Annotated in this window: 20 protein-coding genes; 4 read left to right on the top strand and 16 right to left on the bottom strand. The window is 35.3% G+C overall.

Translation table 11 applies throughout. The features are described from left to right. Positions 1-51: 51 nt before the first annotated feature. Positions 52-462, bottom strand: coding sequence for a BrxA/BrxB family bacilliredoxin (locus AB4865_RS03710; protein WP_372474407.1), 411 nt, complete (start codon positions 460-462; stop codon positions 52-54). Positions 463-604: 142 nt separating this feature from the next. Between AB4865_RS03710 and AB4865_RS03705 the strand changes: the two genes are divergently transcribed. Next, positions 605-907 (top strand): hypothetical protein, encoded by a 303-nt coding sequence (locus AB4865_RS03705; RefSeq protein ID WP_372474406.1) that lies wholly within the window; start codon positions 605-607, stop codon positions 905-907. 60 nt (positions 908-967) lie between these two features. Here the strand turns inward: AB4865_RS03705 and obgE are convergent, their stop codons facing one another. From obgE to AB4865_RS03680, 5 genes are all read right to left on the bottom strand, one after another. Next, positions 968-1,969, bottom strand: a complete 1,002-nt coding sequence (gene obgE, locus AB4865_RS03700) for a GTPase ObgE (RefSeq protein ID WP_372474404.1) — start codon at positions 1,967-1,969, stop codon at positions 968-970. 80 nt (positions 1,970-2,049) lie between these two features. Then, positions 2,050-2,622: an adenylate kinase gene (locus tag AB4865_RS03695; RefSeq protein ID WP_372474403.1), complete on the bottom strand. Its 573-nt coding sequence runs from the start codon at positions 2,620-2,622 to the stop codon at positions 2,050-2,052. Positions 2,623-2,838: 216 nt separating this feature from the next. Further along, positions 2,839-5,028 (bottom strand): glutamine synthetase III, encoded by a 2,190-nt coding sequence (locus AB4865_RS03690; RefSeq protein WP_372474402.1) that lies wholly within the window; start codon positions 5,026-5,028, stop codon positions 2,839-2,841. A gap of 407 nt (positions 5,029-5,435) precedes the next feature. Then, positions 5,436-7,028: a peptide chain release factor 3 gene (locus tag AB4865_RS03685; protein ID WP_372474400.1), complete on the bottom strand. Its 1,593-nt coding sequence runs from the start codon at positions 7,026-7,028 to the stop codon at positions 5,436-5,438. 93 nt (positions 7,029-7,121) lie between these two features. Continuing rightward, positions 7,122-7,472: a 4Fe-4S binding protein gene (locus AB4865_RS03680; protein WP_372474399.1), complete on the bottom strand. Its 351-nt coding sequence runs from the start codon at positions 7,470-7,472 to the stop codon at positions 7,122-7,124. 85 nt (positions 7,473-7,557) lie between these two features. Here AB4865_RS03680 and AB4865_RS03675 point away from each other — a divergent pair, with 85 nt between their 5' ends. From AB4865_RS03675 to AB4865_RS03665, 3 genes are read left to right on the top strand one after another with little or no spacing between them, the layout of a single operon-like run. Next, positions 7,558-8,619: an acyl-CoA reductase gene (locus AB4865_RS03675; protein ID WP_372474397.1), complete on the top strand. Its 1,062-nt coding sequence runs from the start codon at positions 7,558-7,560 to the stop codon at positions 8,617-8,619. Between the two features lie 36 nt (positions 8,620-8,655). Beyond that, positions 8,656-9,237 carry a hypothetical protein gene (locus AB4865_RS03670; protein ID WP_372474395.1) on the top strand — a complete coding sequence of 194 codons (582 nt, stop codon included), beginning with the start codon at positions 8,656-8,658 and terminating at the stop codon, positions 9,235-9,237. Further along, positions 9,209-9,772 carry a hypothetical protein gene (locus AB4865_RS03665; protein WP_372474393.1) on the top strand — a complete coding sequence of 188 codons (564 nt, stop codon included), beginning with the start codon at positions 9,209-9,211 and terminating at the stop codon, positions 9,770-9,772. The genes AB4865_RS03670 and AB4865_RS03665 overlap by 29 nt, the downstream gene beginning before the upstream one ends. A gap of 35 nt (positions 9,773-9,807) precedes the next feature. Here the strand turns inward: AB4865_RS03665 and tyrS are convergent, their stop codons facing one another. From tyrS to AB4865_RS03615, 10 genes are all read right to left on the bottom strand, one after another. Beyond that, positions 9,808-11,103 carry a tyrosine--tRNA ligase gene (gene tyrS, locus AB4865_RS03660; protein ID WP_372474391.1) on the bottom strand — a complete coding sequence of 432 codons (1,296 nt, stop codon included), beginning with the start codon at positions 11,101-11,103 and terminating at the stop codon, positions 9,808-9,810. A gap of 159 nt (positions 11,104-11,262) precedes the next feature. Further along, positions 11,263-11,469 carry a hypothetical protein gene (locus AB4865_RS03655; protein ID WP_372474389.1) on the bottom strand — a complete coding sequence of 69 codons (207 nt, stop codon included), beginning with the start codon at positions 11,467-11,469 and terminating at the stop codon, positions 11,263-11,265. 4 nt (positions 11,470-11,473) lie between these two features. Next, positions 11,474-11,926, bottom strand: coding sequence for a D-aminoacyl-tRNA deacylase (dtd, locus tag AB4865_RS03650; protein ID WP_372474388.1), 453 nt, complete (start codon positions 11,924-11,926; stop codon positions 11,474-11,476). A gap of 1 nt (position 11,927) precedes the next feature. Beyond that, positions 11,928-12,572, bottom strand: coding sequence for a leucyl/phenylalanyl-tRNA--protein transferase (gene aat, locus AB4865_RS03645; RefSeq protein WP_372474878.1), 645 nt, complete (start codon positions 12,570-12,572; stop codon positions 11,928-11,930). Positions 12,573-12,621: 49 nt separating this feature from the next. Beyond that, positions 12,622-13,197 carry a DUF3127 domain-containing protein gene (locus AB4865_RS03640; RefSeq protein WP_372474387.1) on the bottom strand — a complete coding sequence of 192 codons (576 nt, stop codon included), beginning with the start codon at positions 13,195-13,197 and terminating at the stop codon, positions 12,622-12,624. Positions 13,198-13,293: 96 nt separating this feature from the next. Continuing rightward, a complete protein-coding gene (locus AB4865_RS03635; RefSeq protein WP_372474386.1) occupies positions 13,294-14,328 on the bottom strand; it encodes an endonuclease/exonuclease/phosphatase family protein in 1,035 nt (344 codons plus the stop codon). Positions 14,329-14,330: 2 nt separating this feature from the next. Next, the gene (locus AB4865_RS03630) at positions 14,331-15,125 is read right to left on the bottom strand and encodes a rhomboid family intramembrane serine protease (protein ID WP_372474385.1); all 795 of its coding nucleotides are present in this window, start codon (positions 15,123-15,125) and stop codon (positions 14,331-14,333) included. Between the two features lie 4 nt (positions 15,126-15,129). Next, positions 15,130-15,885 carry a rhomboid family intramembrane serine protease gene (locus AB4865_RS03625; RefSeq protein ID WP_372474384.1) on the bottom strand — a complete coding sequence of 252 codons (756 nt, stop codon included), beginning with the start codon at positions 15,883-15,885 and terminating at the stop codon, positions 15,130-15,132. Positions 15,886-15,887: 2 nt separating this feature from the next. Then, a complete protein-coding gene (gene mutL / locus AB4865_RS03620) occupies positions 15,888-17,819 on the bottom strand; it encodes a DNA mismatch repair endonuclease MutL (protein WP_372474383.1) in 1,932 nt (643 codons plus the stop codon). Between the two features lie 123 nt (positions 17,820-17,942). Then, entirely contained in the window at positions 17,943-18,242 is a 300-nt protein-coding gene (locus tag AB4865_RS03615) for a hypothetical protein (protein WP_372474382.1), read from the bottom strand. Positions 18,243-18,359: the final 117 nt, after the last annotated feature.

The following is an 18,359-nucleotide window of genomic DNA, read 5'->3' as shown; positions in this document are numbered from 1 at the left end:
CCTTTTTATTTTTTGGAGTAAAACACTTCTTACATATGATTTTGTTATAGATTAACAAAATTCGTCGTATGCTCCTTTCAAGTTTTCAGAGATGATATCAGCAGAATGACCTTCGATATGATGTCTCTCTAACATGTGTACCAACTCTCCATCTTTAAACAAAGCCATAGAAGGCGATGACGGTGGAAATGGAAACATTTTTTCTCTTGCAGCATCAACTGCCTCTCTATCAACACCTGCAAAAACGGTTACGATATGATTTGGTTTTTTAGCATTGTTCAAACTCATAATGGCACCTGGTCTTGCATTTCTTGCAGCACAACCACAAACTGAGTTTACTACAACCAAAGTAGTCCCTTCTTTTGCCAATGCTGTTTCTACCTCTTCTGGTGTATGAAGTGCTTGAAATCCTGCAGAAGTCAATTCTTCTTGCATAGGAATAACAATTTCTTGTGGATACATAATTCTAACTTTTATTTATTTCCACAAAAATAAAACTTTTTATGATGTAGAAAATATATTTAACCTATATTTTTGATTAACTTTGAAGAAAAATACAATTATGAAAACCTAATTATTTTTTATACTTTTTGTATTTTCATCAATGTTTTCGTGTGATGAACCAAACGACCCCTTTCCAAACAATGCAGTTTATTTTACTCATTTAAACTCAAATCATTGTGGAAATCAGGTATTGGTACAATTGAATTATCCCGAGGAAAATATTCCAGAAAATCAAACAGGTAATGTTTTTGCTTTGATAAATTCTCCAATTACAGAAGATTTTCACGAAACTCACTTTTTACATTTCAGATTGCCAACAGAAGAAGAAATTCCCATTTGTAACACTATGGAACAATATTTTCCATTTTTGGTAGTTGAAAAATTGACCATGCCGTTGAAATAAAATATATTAAAATAAAAAAAAACTGCCTCAGTGATTAGAAGCAGTTTTTTTGACATCTTATCATTTGTTAATCATTTTCCAAAGTGTGTCTTTCAATTCTATTAATCCTTGTTGAGCTACTGAAGAAATAAACAAATACGGCATATCGCCAAATTCTTTATCTAATTGTTCTTTTAACTCGGCTTTCAATTCGTCGTCGAGCATATCACATTTTGAAATGGCAATCAATCGGTCTTTGTCCAACAATTCGGGATTATATCTCCTCAATTCGTCCAACAAGATTTCGTATTCTTTTTTAATGTCGGCTGTATCGGCTGGAATCAAAAACAACAAAGTTGAATTTCTTTCAATATGTCTCAGGAAATAATGTCCGAGTCCTTTTCCTTCGGCAGCTCCTTCGATAATCCCTGGTATATCTGCAATTACAAATGATTTGAAATCACGATATTCTACAATTCCCAAATTGGGTTTTAAAGTCGTAAACGGATAATCTCCGATTTTTGGTTTTGCCGAAGTCATCACAGAAAGCAAGGTCGATTTTCCTGCGTTTGGAAATCCTACCAACCCAACGTCTGCCAATACTTTCAACTCCATGATGATATCCAACTCTTCCCCTGGTAATCCTGGCTGAGCATATCGTGGCGTTTGATTGGTCGATGAGCGAAAATGCCAGTTACCCAAACCACCTTTTCCACCTTTGGCAAGAATTTTTTCTTCACCATCTTCGGTGATTTCAAAGATAAATTCTCCTGTTTCTTTGTCTTTTATCACGGTACCCAGTGGTACATCGATGTATCTGTCCACTCCGTCTGCACCTGTGCTTCTCGAGCTACCACCGTCGCCACCATGTCCGGCTTTGATGTGTCGTTCGAAACGCAAATGATGCAAAGTCCACAAACTTTGATTACCTCTGATGATGATGTGTCCACCACGACCACCGTCTCCACCGTCTGGTCCTCCTTTTTCGATGAATTTTTCTCGGTGTAAGTGAGATGAACCTTTTCCTCCTTTTCCAGAGGCAACATATATTTTTACATAATCAACAAAATTTCCTTCTGTCATGATATTTTATTTTAAAAAACAAAATCTTATCTCTTTTTGAAAAAGGAAGATAAGATTTTGAATTGTTTTTGTTTTTCTGATTATAAATTATCAATTACTTTACTCAATCTTTCAGTAATTTCTTCGATAGAACCAATTCCGTTTACAGCATGGTATTTGTTTTGTGCTTTGTAAAAATCAATCAACGGTGCTGTTTTTTCGTTGTATTCTACATAACGTGTTCGAATTTTTGCTTCATCTTGGTCGTCTGCTCTTCCAGAAGTTTTACCTCTTTCCAAAATACGAGCTACCAATACATCGTCTTCTGCTTCCAAACCTACGGTACCAGTTACCTCAAGATTGATTGAAGATAAAAATTCATCCAACGCCTCTGCTTGAGCAATTGTACGTGGAAATCCATCAAACAAAAATCCAGCTTTGTCCATATTTTTTTCAACTTCGGATTTCAACATATTAATCGTCAATGAATCGGGCACCAATTGTCCTTGATTGATGTATTCTTGAGCTTTTTTCCCCAATTCTGTTTCGTTTTTGATATTGAAACGGAAAATATCACCTGTTGAAATGTGACATAAATTGTATTTATCTTTTAAAAACGCTGCTTGTGTTCCTTTTCCTGCTCCTGGTTTTCCAAATAGTACAATTAATTTCATGTATAAATTTATTATTTTACCCTAAAAAAGGTAGTAGATTTATTAATATTTTAAATTTCTCCGACTAAATTACGAAAAAATAGTTTGCAAATATACGATTTTTAATGATTTTTTTCAAAATATTTAATCAGTAATAACACTTGATTTTCAAGTAAAACAAATTCTTTTTACAATTGAAAAAAGCTGTCAGAAAAAATCCAACAGCTTTTCGTTTTATTATCTTGTAAACAACAATTCACGGTATTTTGTCAATGTCCACAATTCGTTGTCCACCATCAATTCTAATTTGTCTGCGTGATAACGAATGTCATCAAAGAATGGTTTTACTTTGTTGCAATAATCGTGTGCTTTTTGTTCGATATTGGTCAAAGCGTTTGCTTCTTTTCTAGCATCCATCATTGCGTGCATTTTTGCATTCAACTGATTGATGTGTTCTGAAATTTTCTTCAAGATTTTGATTTGTTCATCTGCATATTGCTCGTAATCTTTTCCGAAAATTTCTTTCAATCCTTTGATGTTTTCAATCAGTACATTTTGGTATCTAAATGCGGTAGGAATGATGTGATTACGGATGATGTCTCCCAATACTCTACTTTCGATTTGTACCTTTTTTACATATTCTTCCAATTCGATTTCGTATCTTGCTTCTACCTCTTTGTTGCTCATCACATTTACTGCTTCGAAAAGGTCTAATGACTTTTGAGAAACCTTGGCTTTCAACGCATCTGGCGTGTTTTTATGGTTAGATAATCCGCGTTTTTCTGCTTCGATTTCCCATTCTTTGCTGTATCCGTCTCCTTCAAACAAAATGTGTTTTACTTGTTTGATGTATTCTCTCAACACATTGAAAATTGCTTCGTCTTTTTTCAGGTTTTCTTTAGCAATCAAAGCATCGACTTCTTGTTTGAAATCCATTAATTGTTTTGCAACAATTGCATTCAATGTAGTCATAGAATTGGCACAATTTGCCGTAGAACCTACTGCACGAAATTCAAATTTATTTCCTGTAAATGCAAAAGGAGAAGTACGATTTCTGTCGGTATTATCCAACATTACATCTGGAATTTTTCCTACTACATTCAATTTTAAATCTGTTTTTTCTTCTGGAGATAATTTCCCTGTTGAAACTCCTTCTAATTCTTCCAAAACTTTAATCAATTGCTCTCCGATAAACACCGAAATAATAGCTGGTGGTGCTTCGTTTGCTCCCAATCGATAGTCGTTTGAAGCTGATGCAATTGACGCTCTTAACAATTCTTCATAATCTGCTACCGCTTTGATTGTATTGACAAAGAAAGTCAAGAATTGCAAGTTGCTCATTGGCGTTTTTCCTGGTGAAAGCAGGTTTACTCCTGTATCGGTGGCCAACGACCAGTTGTTGTGTTTTCCAGAACCGTTTACTCCTTTGAATGGTTTTTCGTGGAAAAGCACTTTGAAATTATGTCTTTCGGCAACTTTTTGCATCACATCCATCAACAAAGAGTTGTGATCTACTGCCAAATTGGTTTCTTCAAAAATAGGTGCTAACTCAAATTGGTTAGGAGCTACCTCGTTATGACGCGTTTTTGCAGGAATACCCAACAAAATACATTCATTTTCCAAATCTCTCATATAGTTCAATACGCGAGTTGGAATTGAACCAAAATAATGGTCTTCCAATTGCTGACCTTTTGCTGATGTATGTCCTAATAAAGTTCTACCTGTTTGTAAAATATCTGGACGAGACGCCGCTAAATCAATATCAATCAAGAAATATTCTTGTTCCCACCCCAAAGTTGGCGTTACTTTTTTTATATTTTTATCGAAGTATTTTGCCACCTCAGTAGCCGCAACATCTATGGTTGATAAGGCTCTTAACAAAGGAGCTTTGTTGTCCAAGGCTTCTCCTGTATAAGAAACGAAAACCGTAGGAATACACAAAGTTGTTCCGTACACAAATGCTGGTGAAGTAGGATCCCAGGCGGTGTATCCACGAGCTTCGAAAGTGTTACGAATACCTCCGTTTGGAAATGAAGATGCATCCGATTCTTGCTGTACCAAAGTAGAACCGCTGAATTTTTCTACAGGGTCGCTTCCGTCCATTGATGTTTCAAAAAACGCATCGTGTTTTTCGGCAGTTGTACCTGTCAATGGCTGAAACCAGTGTGTATAATGAGTAGCACCTTTAGACATTGCCCATTCTTTCATTCCCAAGGCTACATATTCTGCCATTTTACGGTCTATTTTCACACCGTGTTCAATAGCAGCTCTCACCGCTTTGTAAGCTTCTGAAGTCAAATGCTGACGCATTGCTTTGTCATTAAACACATTTGCTCCAAATAATTCTGATTTTCTTCCTATTTCTTCTACCGCCACAGGTTTTCTGTTTGCCGCAGATTTTAACGCTTCGAATCTAAAAATTGCCATATTGATTTTTTTTACAGGGCAAATTTATAAAAAATATCATTTAAAAACATTTTCACCCCTATTTTTTTAGGGTAAAAATTGAATATTACTAAAATTCACAAGCACACACCCCTCATAAAAAAACAACAAACTCAGTTTGTAAAAGGAATTTGTTTTAAAATTAATATTCTAAACAGCTTGAATTAATTTAACACAACATTTATTATTGGACTTTCTTATACTCTTTTTGCGAAAACTTTTGACAAACTTTTAATGATTTGCTAATTCGTCCTTTTTGCATTATAAAATTCAATAATAACAAATATAATTTAATATACACAAGGGGGGGGGGTATAAAGAAAAAAGAGTTGCACAAAAAAATACAACTCTTTTCAATTATGAAAAAACTTAAAAATGAAGTTTACATACTACAATATCCTCTCTGACACATAATCCAATTTTACAGTTGGATATTTACTTTGTATCATTTGAATAGAAAATTCAGAATCGGCTAAGAATACCAATTGACCTGATTTATCTTTGGCTAAAAATTTTTGTTTTACGCGTTTAAATTCGGCAAATTCTTCGTTTTTAGGGTCTTCTGGTCGCACCCAACATGCTTTGAACGCTGGGAAATTTTCGTAAGTACACTTGGCACCGTATTCGTGTTCCAAACGGTATTGGATTACTTCGTATTGCAAAGCTCCTACGGTTCCGATGACTTTTCTTCCGTTCATTTCCAAGGTAAACAATTGAGCTACCCCTTCGTCCATCAGCTGGTCTATTCCTTTTTCCAATTGTTTAGACTTCATTGGGTCGGCATTGTTGATGTAACGGAAATGTTCTGGTGAAAACGATGGAATTCCTTTAAAGTGCATCAATTCGCCTTCGGTAAGTGTATCTCCAATTTTGAAATTCCCAGTATCGTGCAGTCCTACAATATCTCCTGCATACGAAATATCTACAATTTCTTTTTTCTCTGCAAAAAACGCATTCGGCGAAGAATATTTCAAATTTTTCCCCAAGCGAACATGTTTATAAGGTTTATTTCTCTCGAATGTTCCTGAAACAATTTTCACGAATGCTAAACGGTCGCGGTGTTTGGGATCCATGTTGGCGTGAATTTTAAATACAAAGCCCGAAAATTTGTTTTCATCAGGTTGTACCAATCTCGTATCCGATTCTTTGGCTCTTGGCGACGGAGCGATTTCAATAAAGCAATCCAACAATTCGCGAACACCAAAATTATTCAACGCCGAACCAAAAAACACAGGTTGTAAATCTCCATTGATATAGGCTTCGCGGTCAAATTCAGGATATACTTCGCTTACCAATTCCAATTCTTCTCTGAGCTTGTCGGCAGCGGTTGCTCCCACCAATTCGTCCAATTCCGAACTTGACAAATCATCGATGGTAATCACATCTTCTATGTTTTTCTTGCTATCTTCAGAAAACAAATTGATGTTTTTCTCCCAAATATTGTAAATTCCCTTGAAATCATATCCCATTCCTATTGGAAATGAAAGCGGTGTAACGGTAAGTCTTAATTTTTTCTCCACCTCATCAAGCAAATCAAACGCATCTTTTCCCTCACGGTCGAGTTTGTTGATAAACACAATCATAGGGATATTACGCATACGGCAAACTTCCACCAATTTTTCAGTTTGCTCCTCCACCCCTTTTGCTACATCGACTACCACAATTACCGAATCGACCGCCGTAAGTGTACGGAATGTATCTTCGGCAAAATCCTTGTGTCCTGGTGTATCGAGAATGTTGATTTTTTTGTCTTTGTAATTAAAAGCCAACACCGAAGTTGCTACCGAAATCCCTCTTTGACGTTCGATTTCCATAAAATCGGAAGTAGCTCCTTTTTTGATTTTGTTGCTTTTTACAGCACCCGCTTCTTGGATAGCTCCACCAAAAAGGAGTAATTTTTCCGTCAAAGTGGTTTTACCCGCATCGGGGTGAGCAATGACACCAAAAGTGCGTCGTTTTTGTATTTCGTTTATATAAGTCATATATTTTATTTGGTGATTTGGAAATTTAGTAATTTTAAAATTAAAATAAATCTCATTTTCAAATTTTCAAATCATCTCATTTTCAAATTATTATTACTCTTGATGCAAAAATGCTTTTCTTGCGAGAAGTACCTCATCAGATTCCACAAAATTGTCGTCTGGGACACAACAATCTACAGGACAAACGGCAGCACATTGAGGCTCTTCGTGAAATCCTTTACATTCCGTACATTTTCCTGGTACGATATAGTACAAATCGTCTGAAACAGGTGTCTGAGCTTCGTCAGCATCAACTTCGGTTCCGTCTGGCAGGGTGATTTTCCCCATCAAAGCGGTACCATCTTTCCAACGCCAATCGTCGGCTCCTTCGTAAATTGCAGTATTTGGACACTCGGGTTCACATGCTCCGCAGTTGATACATTCATCAGTTATTATGATTGCCATAGTTGTTATTTTTAAATTAGTAGTAAATTTGTGCAAAATTACGCTATAATTGAGTTTTAAAAAAGTATTTACAAGCAAATCTAATATGATTTTACAAGACAAAATAAACGCCTTTGTAGAATTGGGAAAATTTTTAAGCCAATTCACTGAATTTCCTTTTACAAAAAAAGAAAACATTGTAAATAATGAGGAATTTTTCGACCGTTATGCTCAATTAATCGAAAGATTAGACCAAAGCAACGGTTGGTTTACCATAGATCAACTAACCTTTGCCAATAAAAGTTGGGCTGAGGCATTGAACATTTCTTCTTTAAGCGAGTGGACATCTCGTTATCATTTTGCAGACGAACCTTTGAAAACCATTGGATTGATATTGGCAGGAAATATTCCTTTTGTAGGTTTTCACGATGTGTTGTCGGTCTTGATTTCTGGCAATAAAGCCTTGATAAAATATTCCTCTTCTGATAATTTGCTGATTCCATTTGTTTTGGAATATTTATTGGCAGTAGAACCGAGTTTTGCTGATAGAATTTCCTTTACCAAAGAAAAATTGGAAAATTTCGATGCAGTAATCGCCACTGGCAGCAACAATACGGCTCGATATTTTGATTATTATTTTTCAAAATATCCCAACATCATTCGTAAAAACAGAAATTCGGTTGCCGTTTTGTCTGGAAACGAATCTAAAGAAGAATTAATTGCCTTGGGTGAAGATATTTTTAGATATTACGGATTGGGTTGCCGTAGTGTTTCCAAATTGTTCGTACCAGAAAACTATGATTTCACTTTGTTTTTCGAAGCAATGTACACCTATAAAGATGTAATTTTTTATGAAAAATATGCCAATAATTACGATTACAACAAAGCGGTATTTTTGATGAGTAATTTCAAATTATTGGACAACGAATTTTTAACCCTTAAAGAAGATACTGGTTATGCATCACCGATTTCTTCGGTATTTTACGAATATTATTCAGATATTGAAGAGGTAAAAAACAAACTCGCTCAAGATGCTGAACAAATACAATGTGTGGTAAACCATCAATTGATTGACGGTGCTTTACCTTTCGGAACGACACAATCTCCAAAACTATGGGATTATGCCGATGGAGTAGATACAATGGAATTTTTGTTGGGGAAAATTTAGACTATTGATTTCACCGACAAGTTAAACTTATACAATATGAAAGCATTATTTATCCTACTCTTTTTTCCATTGATAAACATTTTTGCACAGGATTATCAATATTTTTTGTACGAAAGTAAGCAAGAACAATTTTTCAGAATTCATCCAGGTCGAAGCGACATTATGCATTATATCTATATGGATAAAGGGGACATTCAGTACAATTCTTTGTTTGAAATTGATGAAAAAACGACCAAACTTATAATCCCAAATGATGGATTTTATGAAATTCAAGGTACATTTTCCTTTAGTATGAACACGGGAAATTTAAGAGGGGCTAAGGCGGGAATCAACTTTGGATTTGTAAAAATCATTCCCTCTCAAGAGGTTTATTTTGCAGCGACTCGATTTTCATTTGAAGAAAAAAATCAAAACGAATATGTACAAGTACAAATTTATCCTACAATAGTTTATCTTGAAAAAGGAGTTGTAATTGCTCCTGCACTTAGCACAGGGTTGCTCAACAAACCTATAGTAAACGCACATTTAGGCACAAATGATAAAACATCTGAACAGACTGCTATAAAATGGTCTATAAAATTGATCAGCAATGAAACAGCACAACAAAAATATTATTAAAGCACTCTTTTTCTTACTGACATTCAACACATTCGCTCAGTCAGAGGCTTTGTATTTACGATTGAATCGCAGCATACAATTGCGACAAGATACGCTGTTTCAGCCTATAAAATTTAAAGAAGCGGATATAATTTACAACAAAATCATTGATTTTCATGAGGAGAAAATCCAAATCAAAAAATCGGGTATTTACGAAATCAATGGATTTGTAAACATCAATCCAGGTGTTTTTGGTATTTTTAAAGATCTTATAGAAATTGAAGTTTACCTATATAAAAATAGAACTGAAGAAGATGAACAACTCCTACATGTAGCCAAACACACCTATACGTATGGAAATTTTAATGTCGCACGTTCGTTTTTATTTCCACCCAAATCACACTATTTTGAAAAAGAAGACGAAATCAGCATTTGGTTAAAAATATTGCCTACTTCTACAATTTCTATCAATACCAATAAAAATTATCACCACGTCATCACACCCACCGGTATGCCTCAAATTGCTGCCTTGCGTTTGATGTATTTGGGAGAATAAAAAAGAGCAACTTTTTACAGTTGCTCTTTTTTGTATTATTTTACTACTACTACAAAATAGTTTTTCTTTCCTCTTTGTAATAATACAAATTGATTATTAATCAAATCATTGGTTGTAAGCGTAAAACCTTCTTGTACTTTTTCTCTGTTTACAGATATTGAGTTTTCTCCCAAGGCTCTTCTCGCCTCTCCGTTTGATTTCAAAAAGCCTGTTTTGGCATTCAACACTTCCACAATATCGATTCCTGCTTTTAAATCCTCCATAGAGATTTCTGCTTGTGGCACTCCCTCGAAAACATCTAAGAAAGTCTTTGCATCCAATGCTTTCAAACTGTCTGAATTAGAATTTCCAAACAAGATTTCCGATGCTTTTACCGCATTTTCAAAATCCTCACGAGAGTGAACCATCACGGTGATTTCCTCTGCCAATTTCTTTTGCAATGCTCTCAAATGTGGTGCTTCTTGATGCTGTGCTACCAATGCTTTGATTTCCTCTTCCGTAAGCATCGTAAAGATTTTGATGTATCTTTCCGCATCGGCATCCGAAGTGTTTAACCAATATTGGTAGAATTTGTAAGGCGAAGTTTTTTGAGGGTCGAGCCAAATGTTTCCACCTTCAGACTTCCCGAATTTTGTTCCATCGGCTTTGGTAATGAGCGGACAAGTCATCGCATAAGCTTTTCCTCCTGCAATTCTTCTAATTAACTCAGTTCCTGTGGTGATATTTCCCCATTGGTCAGAACCTCCCATTTGCAAAGTCAAGCCGTTTTCTCTGTATAAATGCAAAAAGTCGTATCCTTGCAACAACTGGTAAGAAAACTCCGTAAACGACATTCCCTCAGTGTTTTCTGTTGGGTCAAAGCGTTTTTTTACAGAATCTTTTGCCATCATATAATTGACGGTGATGTGCTTTCCAATATCACGGATAAAGTTTAAGAATGAAAAATCTTTCATCCAATCGTAGTTGTTTACCAAAATGGCTTTGTTTTCAGCATTGCTTTCAAAATCGAGAAATTTTGCCAATTGCTTTTTAATTCCAGCGATGTTGTGTTCTAAAACATCGTTGGTTAAAAGATTTCTTTCGGCAGATTTCCCCGAAGGATCTCCCACCATACCAGTTGCTCCACCTACGAGCACATACGGTCTATGTCCGCAATTTTGGAAGTGTTTTAGCATCATCACGCCCACCAAATGTCCGATGTGAAGCGAATCTGCCGTTGGGTCAATCCCTACATACGCCGAGCGTACGCCTTCTAAAAGATGTTGTTCCGTTTCAGGCATAATATCCTGAATCATTCCTCTCCATTGTAATTCTTGTATGAAGTTTTTCATTGTATTTTTAATGTGTTATTTTAGATTTTACTTATTTAGTCAATAGGATAAATTTTACTTTATTTACAAAAAATAATACTGAGCAAAAGCCGAGCTGTTCTTATTCTTCGATGATATGCCTAAAAATTATTTCATCTGACAAAGATACATTTTTGAAAATTATTCTTTTACATCCTTTTTATCTTTCTTGCGAAAGATTTTCTTGAATAGTTCAAAAAGCGCAACTGCAAACACAAAAACGACAAATTTTACTACCAAATTGATCCAACCTAAGGGTTCGCCCAAAGTTATAGCAGAAAAATCTTCTGGACTAATCAAAGCAGTAACTACTATAAAAACAATGGCATAAATGAGAAGTATTTTCATAGTATCATTCTTTGTTTTTTGTATCAACTATTATAGTTACAGGTCCATCATTGAGCAACTGTACTTTCATATCTGCTCCAAAGATTCCTTTTTCAACATTGAGATGACAGTAACCTCTCAATCTTTCTACAAACATCTCATACATTTGATTGGCAAAATTGGGTGTTGCAGCTTTTATAAAGGACGGACGATTGCCTTTTTTTGTAGAAGCAAATAAAGTAAACTGGCTTATGACTAAAAACTCTCCTTGAACATCTTTTACAGACCTATTCATCTTTCCGTTTTCGTCTGAAAAAATACGCATATTGACGATTTTTTTCACCAACCAATCGATATCTTCTATAGTATCTTTATTTTCTACCCCTAAAAGCAAGAGCAATCCTTTAGAAATTTTCCCTACCATCTTGTCTTCTACCTCAACACTCGAAGAGGATACTCGTTGAACTACTACTCGCATATTACACTTTTAATACGTTGAACACTTTCATAAAATTTTCTCGTGAGATTTCAAAAAATCCCAATTGTTCTAAATAGTCATTATACACCTGACCATCAATCAATTTAAAATCTTTTTCAACTAAGTATTTTACTAAAAAATCAAAACCAACTTTGGATGCATTACTCACTTTTGAAAACATACTTTCTCCACAAAAAACTTTTCCTACACATACACCATACAATCCTCCTACTAATATTCCATCTTGCCAAACTTCTACCGAAAGTGCATAACCTTTTTGATACAATTGAGTGTAAGCATCGATGATTTCATCACTAATCCAAGTGCCGTCTTGGTCTTTGCGAAAAACATCTTTACAGTTTTTCATCACTTCGACAAAAGACTGATTTATAGTACATGTAAAAATTTTTCTATTCAGTATATTTCTAAGACTTTTTTTGGTTTTATAGCTATTTATCGGCAATACCATGCGATAATCAGGGGCATACCAAGTGATGGGTTCGCCCTCTGAATACCAAGGAAAAATCCCTTTGGAATACGCCAAAAGCAAACGTTCTATCGACAAATCACCACCTACTGCCAATATACCTGACTCATGAGCCTCTTCGACAGGTGGAAAATATAAATCTTTGAATAAATAATGTATCATTTGACAATTAAAAAAAATCCCAAATAATGGGATTTTTTATTATTGATTAAAATGGTAAATCGTCTGGTTCGTTGTTTTGTACAAAGTCTGGTGCTGGTGGAAACGGATTTGACGCTGGTGGTGGTGTACCAAACCCCTGCTCTGGTTGAGCTGGTGGTGGAGTTGCAAATCCTTGTTGTGGCTGTCCATACCCTTGTTGTGGCTGTCCATACCCTTGTTGTGGCTGTCCATACCCTTGTTGTGGCTGTCCATACCCTTGTTGTGGTTGTCCATATCCTTGTTGTGGTTGTCCATATCCTTGTTGTGGTTGTCCATATCCTTGTTGTGGTTGTCCATATCCTTGCAGTGGTTGATTTCTGTCTATTCTCCATCCTTGAATAGAGTTGAAATAACGTAATTCTCCTTCTGGATTCATCCACTCTCTACCTCGTAAATTGATTCCTACTCTTACCACTTCACCTTCTTGAAACTGATCCAATAACATACATCTATCTTGAGTAAATTCAATCAAAATATGTTGTGGATATTGTTCCTCTGTAGTTACAACCAATTCTCTTTTTTTGAAAGTAGGGCTAACATCTACAATCGGAAACACTTTTTTTATTCTTCCAATTACTTCCATTTTTATATGTTTCTTTAAATTTTTATTCGACTATTTTATTTGTGTAAAGGTATTGAATTTTATTGAATTTTCTATTCTCTTTTTTACTTAAAATCTTTATTCCTTGATTTTCAATCGTGCCATGATAGGAAAATGGTCTGAGTTTTTAAACTCTGTAAATGTTTGAAATTGTTTTACTTCAAAGACATCATCTACCAAAATATAATCAATTCTTGCTGGGTAATAATTAAAATTATAAGTGCGTCCAAATCCTTTTCCTGCCTCGAGAAAGGCATCTTTCATTTCTCCTCTAATATTGCGATAGGTATAGGAATACGCAGTATTGTTCATATCTCCACACACGATTTTTTTTCCATCAAAATCATCGATATGCGACAAAATCAGTTCTGACTGTAATTGTTGTTCTTTAAATCCAATGCTCAATCGTTCTACAATCATTTTCGATTTGTCTTCATCAATCGTTCCGTCTTGTATTTTTGTACTGATATTAATCGACTGTAGATGCAAACTATAAATGCGAATGGTATCTTTATCCTTGACAATATCGGCATAAATTACATTGTTGTCTGAATTGGGCAAGGCTATTTCTCCTTCGTTGATGATGAGATATTTTGAAAAAATCGCCTGACCTGTTTTGATTTTGTTTCCATGCGTAATGATGTGGCGAAATTTATAATCACTCAATTCATAATCAGCTGAATGTGAGTATTCTTGAAAACAAATTACATCAGGTTGCTGTTGTTCGATAAACTTCTTGATATTTTCAGGTACATTTTCGTTTTTTATCCATTTAAATAGGTTAAATAATCGAACATTATAACTCAAAACGATAAAATCGTTCTCCTCTTTTTCGAGATTTTTTTCACTAAATTTATAAAAGGTAGGGAAAAATATATACCCAATTAAAAAAACAGTCAATGATAAAACCGCTTGTTTTTTTAACTGCACCGCCCAATACAAAGCACAAATGAAATTTAGCACCAACAATGCGGGCAATATCAAGGTAAATACCGCCAAAAGTGGAAACAATTTTGGGGCTAAATAAGGCAATATATATCCGATGAGCGTACACAAAAGCAGTAGTACATTGAGTATAAATACTATTTTATTGAACCATGATAAGTTTTTCATTTTCACTTTTGTTTAAACAAAAATTGTTTTTCTTCTTCGGTTAAACTTTCGTAACCCGATTTATTGATTTTATCCAGTATTTCGTCGATTTGCTGTTGGGTTTTATCCTCTTTTACCCATTGCTTGAAAGTCTTGTTTTGTGATTTTTTCGTTTTTAAATGTTTTTTCGTTTTTTGAAAATTTAGAGTAATTTCGTTTTTTCCCAATACTACAAAACCATATATAAAACCTGGTACTGCACCCAATAAATGTGTTACCGAGCCTCCTCTATTCAAATTGATAAAAATCATCAATACATCAAATAGCACAAAAAACAAACCAATATGCCAAAGTTTTACAATTCCTATCAACGGAATGCGAACTTGACCGTGGGGTTGCAAACCTACAGCTGTAAAAAACAAATACATAATCCCCGCACTTGCTCCGATTACAGCAGCGTGTTGCCAATCTAGAAAAATTAGCAATTGATAAACAATTCCAACCAAAACACTACCAATCATAAATTGCTTTATCACAGAATACCTCGGTAAATAGGTCTGATAAATGATTGAAATTGCATAAACACCTACGCAATTCATTAACAAATGTACAATATCGTTGTGCAACCACGCATAGGTAAACCATGTCCAAAATGGTGGATAAAACGGCGTTTGAACAGTGTTTAAACAAAGGTAATTACTCAAATTGATTTTAAAAATCAACCCAAGCAAATTTCCTATGACAAACACGGCGATAAACGCATAAATCAGCCAAGTCGTTTGGTTTTGTTGTCTGAGGTGTTTTAATATTGTATTCATATTGTTAATCCCAACGATTTTGGTCAAACTGGCGTTTTCTGAAATTCATCATCAATACAAAACCTGCCAAAGCTCCTCCAAGATGTGCAAAATGTGCTATTCCAGTAGAACCTCCAAAGATGGCTCCTCCGCCTGTTACGCCCAAATACAAATCGATAAGCAACAATCCTGGTACAAAATATTTTGCTTTGATAGGCACAGGGATAAACAACAGCGACAATCCTGCATTGGGTGCCATAAACGCAAAAGCCACTAACAAACCGTAAATTGCTCCCGAAGCTCCTACCGCTGGCGTGTGAAATGCCATATTCAAAGCATTTAATTTTTCTTGAGACAAGACAGTCATCCACCCTGTGTTGTACATGCCTTTATTCAACAATTCGTAGATTTCTGTTTTTGAAAATCCATTCAATACCAACAAATCTACCGCTTGATGCACTTGATAATAATTGACTACCAAATGCAAAATCGACGCTCCCAATCCTGATAAAATATAAAAAGCTAAAAATCTTTTTCCACCAAATACATATTCCAAAAAAGTTCCAAAAGAAACCAAAGCAAACATATTGAATAAGATGTGCGTTATTCCTCCGTGCATAAACATACTCGTCAAAGGTTGCCAAATCTGAAAATTTGGGTTTTCAAAATAGTACAACGCAAACAACGATTGAGCAGCTGGAACTAAAAAACTTCCTATAAAGAAAATGATATTGGCTATTAGTAATTGTTTGACTATGGGAGTCAATTGTATATTCATCATGATTACAAAAATTTTCTATCGATTTCGTCTAAATTTATTACTGTAAAAATATTTTTACCAAAGGGCGAAACACTCGATTCGCTACAAGCAAATAAATGATTGATAATATTTTCTTGTTCTTCTTTGTTTAAAATTGTTCCTGATTTTATCGCCAAACTCTGAGCCATTGAAAGGGCTATTTTATGACTGATTATTTCTACTTCGTCCCAAGTTTCTTCTTGCAATTCGCTCATCAAATCATCGATAATCATCGAAACTTCACTTTCTAAAATTCCCACAGGTATCCCAGAAATGGTGATTTTTTCATTCGTAACCTCATCAAATACAAAGCCCATATTGTACAAATAGTCTTTGATATGGGCAAACAATGCCAATTCCGACGGAGTAAAATACAATGCCAATGGAAATAACAATTGCTGACTCGACGAAAAGTTATTGCTCAATTTTCGCAAATATTCATCATACAAAATGCGTTGGTGAGCTCGGCGTTGGTCAATAATCATCAAACCCGATTTTATGGGCTGTACAATGTACTTTCGTTGCATCTGAAACGACACTTGACTTTGAGCTGACGCAGATTGATCACTGTGAAACAATTTGTCTTGCTCTACCTCTTTTTCGATAAATAATTGAGCGTTGAGAATATCTCCTTTGGCATCGGAAATTCCTTGATACAAAGTTTCCCAATGCGAATGAGAGGGGGTGTAATTGTTCGGTTTTCCGCTGTATCCCGACGATTTTCCACTGTTAAACGATTGGCTTTTTGTTTTTGTAGACAAATCTGATTCAAAAGGGTTGAAAATCTGTGAAGGTGTCTTTTCCTGAGATTCAAACGGATTGAAATTGGGGTCAATGGCAATCGTTGGAAATTTCGATTGTGTCCCTTCCATTTCGTAAGGCAAATCCAACTCGGGATTGCGTTGAAAATCCAAAACAGGTGCCACCTGAAACTGTCCCAAACTATGCTTGATACTCGCTCTCAAAATAGCATACAGTGCCTTTTCGTCTTCAAATTTGATTTCGGTTTTGGTGGGATGTATGTTGATATCTATTGTATGAGCAGGTAATTCTAAATACAGAAAATAACTGGGATGCGTACCATCTTTCAGCAAACCTTCAAAGGCAGCTGTAACGGCATGATGCAGATAACTACTCTTTATATATCGATTATTTACAAAGAAAAACTGCTCTCCACGACTGCGTTTAGCAAATTCGGGTTTGCCTACAAAACCGTCGATTTTTACCATTTCGGTTTGTTCGCACACAGGAACTAATTTTTCATTGGTTTTTCCGCCAAACACATTCACCACTCGCTGACGCAGATTGGAAATAGGCAATTGAAACATTTCTGCACCATTGCTTATCAACGAAAATTGTATTTGCGGATGAGCCAAAGCTACGCGTTCAAATTCATCTACGATATGACGCATTTCCACTTGGTCTGATTTCAAGAAATTGCGACGAGCAGGAATGTTAAAAAAAAGATTTTTTACCGAAAACGAAGTCCCATCGGGCAACACTGCCTCGGTTTGCGAAGTGATTTTACTTCCCTCAATCACCACTTTTGTCCCCAAATCGGCATCTTTGGTTTTGGTAGCCAGTTCTACATGAGCAATAGCGGCAATCGAAGCCAACGCCTCGCCACGAAATCCTTTGGTTTGTAGTTGAAACAAATCGTCTGCCGATGAAATTTTAGAAGTTGCGTGGCGTTCAAAACACACTCGTGCATCTACTTCGTTCATACCTTTACCGTTGTCAATCACCTGAATCAGAGATTTCCCAGCGTCTTTGACTACGAGTTTTATCGATGTAGCCCCAGCATCAACAGAGTTTTCGAGCAACTCTTTTACCACCGAAGCTGGTCTTTGTACAACCTCTCCAGCAGCAATCTGATTGGCAACATGATCTGGTAATAAACGAATAACACTCGACATAGTTTCTGAATTTTAGAAACTACAAAGATAGTATTTTTTTATGTTTCCTATGGAGCGAAAACACAATTAGCACCGTTAAATGAATTGTAAAAAAAAACTGCCATAATGGGCAGTTTTAAAAAATTAAGCTTTTTTAGTTTCTTTAGATGAGCAACAAGATTTTTTATCTTTACCTTCTTTGTTCTCTTTTTTATCATATCCTAATGGACAAGAACCTTTTTCTACAGAAGCTGATTTTTTATCTTTTGTTGAACAACAAGATTTTTTATCTTTTTTAGAGCTACAACAAGATTTTTTATCTTTCTCTTGCTCTTGCGTTGTTTTTTCTACACCTGCTTGGTCAGCCAAAGTAGATGCATTAGCACCTGTAGAAACAGCAAACATAAACATTGAAGCTGCAACTAATTTCAATACTTTTTTCATATTTTATTACTTAATTTATTTTTACCAAAAGTAAACAATATCTGTACCTCTTTGAAAAAAAAGTTGTTAATTTATTTAAAAAAATATTTAACAGGAAAAAAACTCTTTGTTTTCACC

The sequence above is a fragment of the Capnocytophaga sp. ARDL2 genome (assembly GCF_041530365.1).
Lineage (GTDB): Bacteria > Bacteroidota > Bacteroidia > Flavobacteriales > Flavobacteriaceae > Flavobacterium.
Note: the sequence above shows the minus strand (reverse complement) of the source record. Positions and strands in the feature narration are given on the sequence as shown.

Coding starts and splice junctions, on each gene's coding strand:
- AB4865_RS03655 (WP_372474389.1), bottom strand. CDS start 11,469: ATGAAAATACTTCTCATTTATGCCATTGTTTTTATAGTAGTTACTGCT.
- tyrS (WP_372474391.1), bottom strand. CDS start 11,103: ATGAAAAACTTCATACAAGAATTACAATGGAGAGGAATGATTCAGGAT.
- AB4865_RS03695 (WP_372474403.1), bottom strand. CDS start 2,622: ATGAAATTAATTGTACTATTTGGAAAACCAGGAGCAGGAAAAGGAACA.
- AB4865_RS03710 (WP_372474407.1), bottom strand. CDS start 462: ATGTATCCACAAGAAATTGTTATTCCTATGCAAGAAGAATTGACTTCT.
- AB4865_RS03690 (WP_372474402.1), bottom strand. CDS start 5,028: ATGGCAATTTTTAGATTCGAAGCGTTAAAATCTGCGGCAAACAGAAAA.
- obgE (WP_372474404.1), bottom strand. CDS start 1,969: ATGACAGAAGGAAATTTTGTTGATTATGTAAAAATATATGTTGCCTCT.
- AB4865_RS03625 (WP_372474384.1), bottom strand. CDS start 15,885: ATGATGAATATACAATTGACTCCCATAGTCAAACAATTACTAATAGCC.
- AB4865_RS03705 (WP_372474406.1), top strand. CDS start 605: ATGTTTTCGTGTGATGAACCAAACGACCCCTTTCCAAACAATGCAGTT.
- AB4865_RS03665 (WP_372474393.1), top strand. CDS start 9,209: ATGAAACAGCACAACAAAAATATTATTAAAGCACTCTTTTTCTTACTG.
- AB4865_RS03670 (WP_372474395.1), top strand. CDS start 8,656: ATGAAAGCATTATTTATCCTACTCTTTTTTCCATTGATAAACATTTTT.
- AB4865_RS03685 (WP_372474400.1), bottom strand. CDS start 7,028: ATGACTTATATAAACGAAATACAAAAACGACGCACTTTTGGTGTCATT.
- AB4865_RS03635 (WP_372474386.1), bottom strand. CDS start 14,328: ATGAAAAACTTATCATGGTTCAATAAAATAGTATTTATACTCAATGTA.
- AB4865_RS03680 (WP_372474399.1), bottom strand. CDS start 7,472: ATGGCAATCATAATAACTGATGAATGTATCAACTGCGGAGCATGTGAA.
- AB4865_RS03640 (WP_372474387.1), bottom strand. CDS start 13,197: ATGGAAGTAATTGGAAGAATAAAAAAAGTGTTTCCGATTGTAGATGTT.
- AB4865_RS03630 (WP_372474385.1), bottom strand. CDS start 15,125: ATGAATACAATATTAAAACACCTCAGACAACAAAACCAAACGACTTGG.
- AB4865_RS03615 (WP_372474382.1), bottom strand. CDS start 18,242: ATGAAAAAAGTATTGAAATTAGTTGCAGCTTCAATGTTTATGTTTGCT.
- AB4865_RS03675 (WP_372474397.1), top strand. CDS start 7,558: ATGATTTTACAAGACAAAATAAACGCCTTTGTAGAATTGGGAAAATTT.
- mutL (WP_372474383.1), bottom strand. CDS start 17,819: ATGTCGAGTGTTATTCGTTTATTACCAGATCATGTTGCCAATCAGATT.
- dtd (WP_372474388.1), bottom strand. CDS start 11,926: ATGCGAGTAGTAGTTCAACGAGTATCCTCTTCGAGTGTTGAGGTAGAA.